This window comes from Sediminibacterium sp. FW305-C-269 (assembly GCF_058231045.1).
On sequence record NZ_JBIQXQ010000005.1, the window covers coordinates 207,183 to 214,625 of the forward strand.

At 46.7% G+C, this 7,443-nt stretch carries 6 protein-coding genes; 1 reads left to right on the forward strand and 5 read right to left on the reverse strand.

The features are described 5' to 3' along the window. Positions 1-11 precede the first annotated feature (11 nt). The 3 genes from ACH3Y6_RS15610 to ACH3Y6_RS15620 all read right to left on the reverse strand — a co-directional run bounded on the left by ACH3Y6_RS15610 (position 12) and on the right by ACH3Y6_RS15620 (position 5,019). Positions 12-3,221, reverse strand: a complete 3,210-nt coding sequence (locus ACH3Y6_RS15610; protein WP_490836559.1) for a SusC/RagA family TonB-linked outer membrane protein — start codon at positions 3,219-3,221, stop codon at positions 12-14. A gap of 6 nt (positions 3,222-3,227) precedes the next feature. Continuing rightward, positions 3,228-4,505, reverse strand: coding sequence for a TlpA family protein disulfide reductase (locus ACH3Y6_RS15615; RefSeq protein ID WP_490836560.1), 1,278 nt, complete (start codon positions 4,503-4,505; stop codon positions 3,228-3,230). A gap of 265 nt (positions 4,506-4,770) precedes the next feature. Beyond that, a complete protein-coding gene (locus ACH3Y6_RS15620) occupies positions 4,771-5,019 on the reverse strand; it encodes a hypothetical protein (protein ID WP_490836561.1) in 249 nt (82 codons plus the stop codon). 247 nt (positions 5,020-5,266) lie between these two features. Between ACH3Y6_RS15620 and ACH3Y6_RS15625 the strand changes: the two genes are divergently transcribed. Beyond that, positions 5,267-5,494 carry a helix-turn-helix domain-containing protein gene (locus ACH3Y6_RS15625; protein ID WP_490836562.1) on the forward strand — a complete coding sequence of 76 codons (228 nt, stop codon included), beginning with the start codon at positions 5,267-5,269 and terminating at the stop codon, positions 5,492-5,494. Positions 5,495-5,959: 465 nt separating this feature from the next. Here the strand turns inward: ACH3Y6_RS15625 and rfbA are convergent, their stop codons facing one another. Both rfbA and rfbC read right to left on the reverse strand, forming a co-directional pair. Further along, positions 5,960-6,817, reverse strand: coding sequence for a glucose-1-phosphate thymidylyltransferase RfbA (gene rfbA, locus ACH3Y6_RS15630; RefSeq protein ID WP_490836563.1), 858 nt, complete (start codon positions 6,815-6,817; stop codon positions 5,960-5,962). Then, on the reverse strand, positions 6,814-7,443 hold a 630-nt coding region (gene rfbC, locus ACH3Y6_RS15635), incomplete at its 5' end, for a dTDP-4-dehydrorhamnose 3,5-epimerase (protein ID WP_490836564.1). The genes rfbA and rfbC, both read right to left, overlap by 4 nt.

The following is a 7,443-nucleotide window of genomic DNA, read 5'->3' on the forward strand; positions in this document are numbered from 1 at the left end:
GTTTTTGGTGATTAAAAACTAAGGTTGCATCCCAGTGCAAAAGCAGCTGAAGGAGGGATGGTGTTATCGAGGTAATCAGGATCCAGTTTTGCTTTATTGGCCCTCCAGAGTATACCCAGGTTACTGGCATTGACAAATAACCTGATACGCCTGAATACAGTGTTTGTCCTTTTGTCTGGTGTATAGTCGTAACTCAGGGTAATATATTGCAGTCGGATATGATCTCCTTTTTCCACCATGGGCTCGGAGCCCTGGTAAAAAACATCCCTGTTTGATACTGCCGGATAGATCATGGAAGGAACTGTTGTGTTGTTTTCATCGCCAGGATTCTGCCATCTTCCGGCAAAATCTGCATGGCCTCCTCCATTATTGAATAGCGTATAGTAGCTAATGGTACTGCGCCGGAAATAATACCCTGTTTTGCCTACGATATTTACAGCCAGTGCAAACCGTCCATAGGTGAACGTGTTTCTTACCGCCAGTTGTGATAAGGGGACTGCTGAACCATTGTATACCACATTCTGGAGGGAGTCCCCCACCAATGCCGTATAGTTGGTACTCAATTGTTTTTGGAAGATACCTTGTGGATTGCCTGTAAGCGGATCCAGACCTGCGAAGGGATAGGAGAATACGGAATACACCGGGTAGCCCTGTAAAGGAGAAAGAGCGTAGGTTCCGGAACTTAATATGTAACTTGAAGCCCTGGCGGTATTGGTATAGTATTCAGTTATCTTGTTTTTTGCCATGTTCCACATCAGTGTGGTTTGCCATTTGAATTTCCGGTTGATATTCAGGCTGTTTACTTCCAGATCCCATCCCGAACCCTTCATTGAAGCGGTATTTTTTACTAGTGTACTTGCAATCACACCGGTATAGTCTATGGGCGTTAGTCCAGAGAGATCTTTTCCAGTTTTAGAGAAATATTCAATGGTGCCAGTAAACCGGTTGCCAGGTGTTTTAAATTCCAGTCGGATATTGAACTGCCCAGATCTTTCCCAGCGCAGGTCGGGGTTGCCGTACTGGCTGATGGTTGACATGGGTGTTTGCGTATAGGGCGAGGTGAATAGGTACGTTATGGTTGTTAAAGCAGATTGATTGGGATTGATATTCCCGCTATATCCATAACTCATGTTCAGTTTGAGGTAGGGCAACCACCTGACGGAGTAGAATTTTTCCCTGGAAAGCTGCCAGGAAACGCCCGCTGACCAGAGTGGTGTCCATTTCTGGTTGGTGTTCACTCCAAAAATATTGGAAGCATCCCGACGGCCACTGGCTGAGACCGTATAACGATCCAGGAAAGTCCAGGCCAGATTAGCATAAGCGGACACATAACGTTTATTCAACCTGGAGAGAAAACTATTACTGGGTATAAATGAGGAGAACCCGGAAACCAGCTGCGGATAGGTCGTCGTATAGTCCACGTTGACAGAAGTCAGGTTATCGGGGTTATATCCGTAGGTCCGGTAGGTATTGGTGTTGGTAGTCACTTCCCTTATTTCCGCCCCTGCCAAACCGCTGAGCCGGTGGTTTTTCCAGCTGCGGTTGTACTGGAACTGCGCCCGGTAGTTCTTTGCTTCCATCAGTATATTGGATTGGTCAAGGATCCCGCCTATGGGCACTTTGTTGGTTTTCTGGCCGGTGGTATAATTGATCTGGGTGAAGTTGTTAATAGTATTCCTGGTAAAAAAACTTTCCTTGTCGAAGAGGGTCTGGTTTGAGATACGCTGGTTTTCATACCGGTATTGGAATTCCGCTGTCCAGTCCCGGGAGATCCTGTAAGTAAGATTGGCAAATGCCATCAGATCGTAACGGTTACTGGTAGTAACTGTATGTTTATAGTCCTCCAGCGGGTAATATTTCCAGTCGAGCAGTTTACCCTGACCCACTGTATCGAGATAGGTCTGGCGATAGGATTTATTCAAGGCCAGTGCATTACCGTTTTCATCCGCGAGCCTGGCATAGGGATACAGGGAAACGCCTGTTCCTGAGGTGATGGAACCATACCCATTCTGACCGCTGCCATTGGTGTTTTGGGTATAGGATAAACCAGCAGTGAGCTGCAGCCTGGAATTCAGGCGGATGGTATTTTCACTACGCAGGCTGATCCGTTCCAGTGAGGCGGACAGTTCAGAGATATTGCGGTCATAGCCTCCGGAAAGCGACCATGCTGTTTTTGAATTCCCACCACGGAGCGATAGGGCATATTGTTGTTGAATAGCGGTCTGATAGATGTATTTCTGAAAATCATTTCTCACATCAATCTTACGCAGTTCATTGATCCTGGCATCTGCTTCTGCGGGTGTTAGTTGCCCATTGTTTTTTTTGATCAGCAATTCTATCACCGGGGATAAGGCCGGTTTAGTTACTGAATTGATACTCGTGTTATAGAACCCTTTGCCATAGAGGAACTGTTCCACATCGATATAATCGGTGGAACTGATGGGACGTGTATACCAGATATCCGGTTTGGCTGTCAGGGACAGATTGGAGGAAAATTCGATGGTGGTGGGCTGGTTAAAATGCCCTTTTTTAGTAGTAATGACGATCACCCCATTTCCTGCACGTGTTCCCCAGATGGCCGCTGCCGCTGCATCTTTCAGCAGGGTAACCGATTCAACGTCATTTGGGTTGAGGTTGTTCAGGTCACCATCATAGGGAAAATTGTCCAGTATGATCAGCGGATCTTTCGGTCCTCCAATAGTGCTCAGGCCGCGGATCATGATGCCCGTAGAAAAGGAGTTGGCTCTTTTTTTATCAATGGTTAAACCATTGGCAATCCCATCCAGCCTTGCCAGTACAGAAGTGCCTACCTGTTCATTGAAGAGGCGGTTACTGACGAGGGCAAAGGAACCGGTGGCTTTGTCCCTGGATACTGACTGATAACCGGTTTGGACGATCACTTCCTGGAGGATCTCGCCGTTGCCGGTCATCCGGATAAGCATGGGCTGAACCAGGGACACGTTTACCGGGAGACTCATTCTTGGATAACCAATGTATTCAATGATCAGTGTATCTTTTGGATACCGGCAGGTAAGCGTAAAGGAGCCGTCGGTAGCTGAAATGGTTTGGCTCTTTGATTGCTTCAGGGCGATCCTGGCTCCCACCAGGAGGGAGCTGTCTGAACCGATAAGGGTTCCATTGATCTGGAAGCCCTGCTGTGCTTGTAACCCGCTGCATGTTATCAGCAGGCAATTAAAAAGTAGGATCAGGTATTTTTTCATAGCGGTTTAGTTTTTGGGTTGATAGGATGGATTCTCTGTCAATACGAATACGGCAAGCTTTCTTTTTGCAGGAGAGAGTCTTAGCTGAAAAGGGATCAATGCTTCTCTTAATAAGTCCGGATCAGAAAGCGCTTTGAATGGAATAACCAGGTCTAACGGATAGTCTATCCCAGTTTCATTGAGGATGATGGCTTTTCCCGGTGAGGGCTGTGATGCACTATTGCAGATGGCTGTAATGGCCTGCATGCTATGCCCTTGCATGAATACACTGTCTGAAAGATTGTCTTTCCTGTAAGCTGGTCTTTCTGCTTTAGATCGGGCAGGCCCATTCCCCTCAGTAGTAAGAACATAGCAGGGCATTTCCCTGTTTTGCCAGGAACCCAGCAGGGGAGAAGCAGATTGCAGGGAGGTTCTCAGGTCTTCCAATACCAAAGAATCCGGGCAGTTTTCTGGAAATATGCCTTCGTAACAATAGAGATTATTGCGTTTCCACTTATCCGGATCGGTTGTTCTATCCAGGTAACGGTTTGGATCCGGTATGTCGAGCATCACCCGGTTAGCCTCAAATTTCCAGGCATATTGGAAGAGGCTTAAAAGCCCCCAGTTAATATAATAGACCCTTTTGGTCCCCGCGCTCAGTTGGGTTCCGCGCCTGGTACCCAGTCCATTTACCTGTCTGGTAAAGAGGTTCTGCCGCAGAAAGAGTCCAGGATCCGAGGCCGCCAGTTGACTACGTAGCGGTGTGGTGGGGTCAAATTCCAGCAGGTCTCTTTTTAGCGGAAGGGTGATCCCTTTATCAGATAATGCAGCCTGCAGGTTGGCAGGGGTGATGGCGTATGCTTCGGTAATGGCCATAACCTTCCCGTTTTTGATCCAGACCTCATGGGGTAAGAGATTGTGCGGAAAGGCTTTGTGTAGAACAGTATCACCCACCAGAAAGGGTAAGCGAATATGCTTTGCCCTTGGGTTGATTTTTAGGAACCGACCGATGGCTGCAGCCGGTTCAGTGCTGACCACCAGAAAAGAGACTGCATCTCCAAAATGGTTTTGAAGCGAATCCAGCATGGGCAGGGCAGCGATACAGGAGCCGCACCTGGTGTCGAAGAAATCGAGGATGATCAATTTCCCTGTTTCTGCATTCAGTTGATAGGAAGAATAAGATGTATTGAGGATGGGGCTAAGGAGTTTGTCCGGCACCCGATCCCCGACAGTAAGTGGTTGTACAGTTTGCGCAAACAGCCATTGTTGGCACAAAACTGCCAATAAGCAAAGCAAGTATTTCATTTTGCAGTAGTGGTTTTGTGTTGTTAAAACGGAAGCTGCCATCAGGCTGCGACCAGGATTGAGTTCCAGCATGCAGAAGCCTTAGAAAAGCTATCTGCTATGGGATATGAAGTATCAGCAGCGGAACGGATGCTGCCAGTGAGAACACTTTTTTGTGCAACATTCCGTAATGGGCATAATAATAACAGTAAGCAAAGAATTCGGATCATTTGCAGTAGTTTTAGGTTTGTACAATAGATTGAGGATCAGCAATTAGACCACTGCTTTACACCGGGTTCTTGGGCTTTTTGGCATACTGTGTCTTCAATAGGCACAGGGCCTGTCCGATGGGTGAGGGTAAGAGGCGGTTTTTCAGGCAATGATTTTTATAGACACAGATGGCTTTGGGCAGTATCGGAAAACGTTCTTTATGCGGATGCCGTTTCAGCAACAGGTAATACAATACCCCTGACTGTACTTCCCTGCGCTGGTTAGCAGGCAGTTGTATGGGGGTTGGGTGTTGGTGGTTGGGCATGAAGGAGTATATAAAGTTGATAAAGTATATATAGTCAATAAAGTATATCGGTATCTCTGTTAACCTGCAGCGGTTCCTGGGCCGCTGCTGATGGTTGTATTGATGCGGTTATCAACTGTTGCTGCTGAAAGACGGTTTCCCGCCGATAAGCCTGCATCAAATACTGTGTCTTTTCAAATACTTGCCTATAGGTGATTGAGTGGTAGCTGCAGAATCTTCAATTTTAAATCACCTATACCAGACAGCATTGAAAACCAAAATAGACAGTTACGTAATAGAGCGGGTGAAAGAGAAAAGGATCGAAAACGGTCTTTCTCAGTCCGACCTTGCCTATGAACTGGGTATGTCTGTTGGTTTTATCGGCAAAGTGGAGAGTAAGAACTATCCCGCACACTACAATCTCCGCCACCTCAACGACCTCGCCAGGATCCTCGGCTGCAGCCCACAGGACTTCCTGCCCAAAAAACCGATCTAACCATACAATCCAACAATCACGGGGGGAGTTTAGCTAAGATAGCTGCTTTTTTGATACTTCCCTATGGGTGAGTGATATTTTTTTCTGGAAATATGTCAGGGGGGAGGAGATAATGATAGAATGATAGTATGATAGAATGATAGAATGGGTGTTTGGGCTTGCTTCATTCGCTCATTGATTTCCAGCAGCTAGCCTTTGTGTGAGGTATTTTTTCACCGCGGAGAACATGAGGAGCAGCGTTTTCGCAGAGCGACTCCGATTATATGAAGTGGTTAATACAACGCGTTAGTGTCTAGAATCCAGTAGCCAGTATCTAGCATCCAGTATCCAGCCTACCCATTTACAATCCCCCCATTGCTTCACCCGAACATGCGGTTAGCAGTAATAAAACATTCACTCATTCTATCATCCACTCATTCACTCATTAATTTCCAGTATCTTACTCCAAATCAACCAAAGACCACATTATTTAACCTGTCTTAAATACCCTCCATAGCCACTTTTGGCATATAAATCGGCCAGTTGAAGCAGTTGTTGCTGGTTGATGAACCCCATCCGGTAGGCCACTTCCTCTATGCAGCCGATCTTCTGGCTCTGCCTTTTCTCTATCACCCGTACAAACTCCGAAGCATCAGCCAGTGAATCAAAGGTCCCTGTATCCAGCCAGGCAGTGCCTCTGTTCATGATGCCCACCTGTAGTTTACCCTGTTGCAGGTATACCCTGTTAACATCTGTGATCTCATACTCACCCCGGGCAGAAGGGGCAATATTTTTTGCGATCTCCACTACGCTGTTATCATAAAAATACAGACCCGGCACCGCATAACTGGACTTGGGAAGTGCCGGTTTCTCTTCGATGGAGACAGCTCTGTTCTTCTCATCAAATTCCACCACCCCATAACGCTCGGGATCATTCACCTCATAGGCAAATACGGCAGCGCCGTCTACATCGTTAAACGATTGCACCAGTTTGCTGAAGCCTGCTCCGTAAAAGATATTATCTCCCAGTATCAACGCCACTTTATCCTGACCGATGAACTTCTCCCCGATCACAAAAGCCTGTGCCAGTCCGTTGGGCACGGCCTGTACGGCATATTCAAACCGGCAGCCCAGCTCAGCGCCATTACCCAGCAAACGCTGGAACTGTGCAGCATCTTCGGGTGTGGTGATGATCAGTATCTCATGGATACCCGCCAGCATCAATACCGAGAGCGGGTAGTAGATCATGGGTTTATCATACACCGGCATCAACTGTTTGCTGATACCCTTGGTGATGGGGTACAATCTGGTACCGGATCCGCCTGCCAGTATAATGCCTTTCATAATGTAAAATATAGAGAGTTTGCTGCCTCTTGTAAACGGGGCAATATGGTGTCTTTCTTTGATAATATTAATTCACCCTCTGGTAGCCCCCAATTGATTGATAGGGAGGGGTCGTTATAGATCACGCCAGCCTCTGCCGGTGGATGATAATAATTGTCACACTTGTAAAAGAAAACTGCTTCTTCACTCAGCACAACAAAACCATGGCCGAAGCCACGAGGAACAAATAATTGGGTATGGCTATCTTCGGATAATTCTACGGCAATATGTTTTCCAAAGGTTGGAGACTCCTTTCGAAGATCTACTGCTACATCTAATACCTTACCTTGTAATACCCTTACAAGTTTTGCTTGTGTATGTTGTCCCAGTTGACAATGTAACCCACGCAGTACTCCCTTTTGTGAGCGTGATTGATTATCCTGGACGAAATTGATGTCAAGCCCCGTTTTATCCAAAAAAGTTTTTCGGTTAAAACTCTCGAAAAAATAACCCCGATGATCACCATGAAAGCTATCATGAATGAGGAAGCAGCCGGGCAAAATGGTTTCTTCAATTCTCATAATTATCTGTTGGTGTACATGGACTGGTAATAATGCTGGTAGGCCCCGCTGGTAACATGCTCCAGC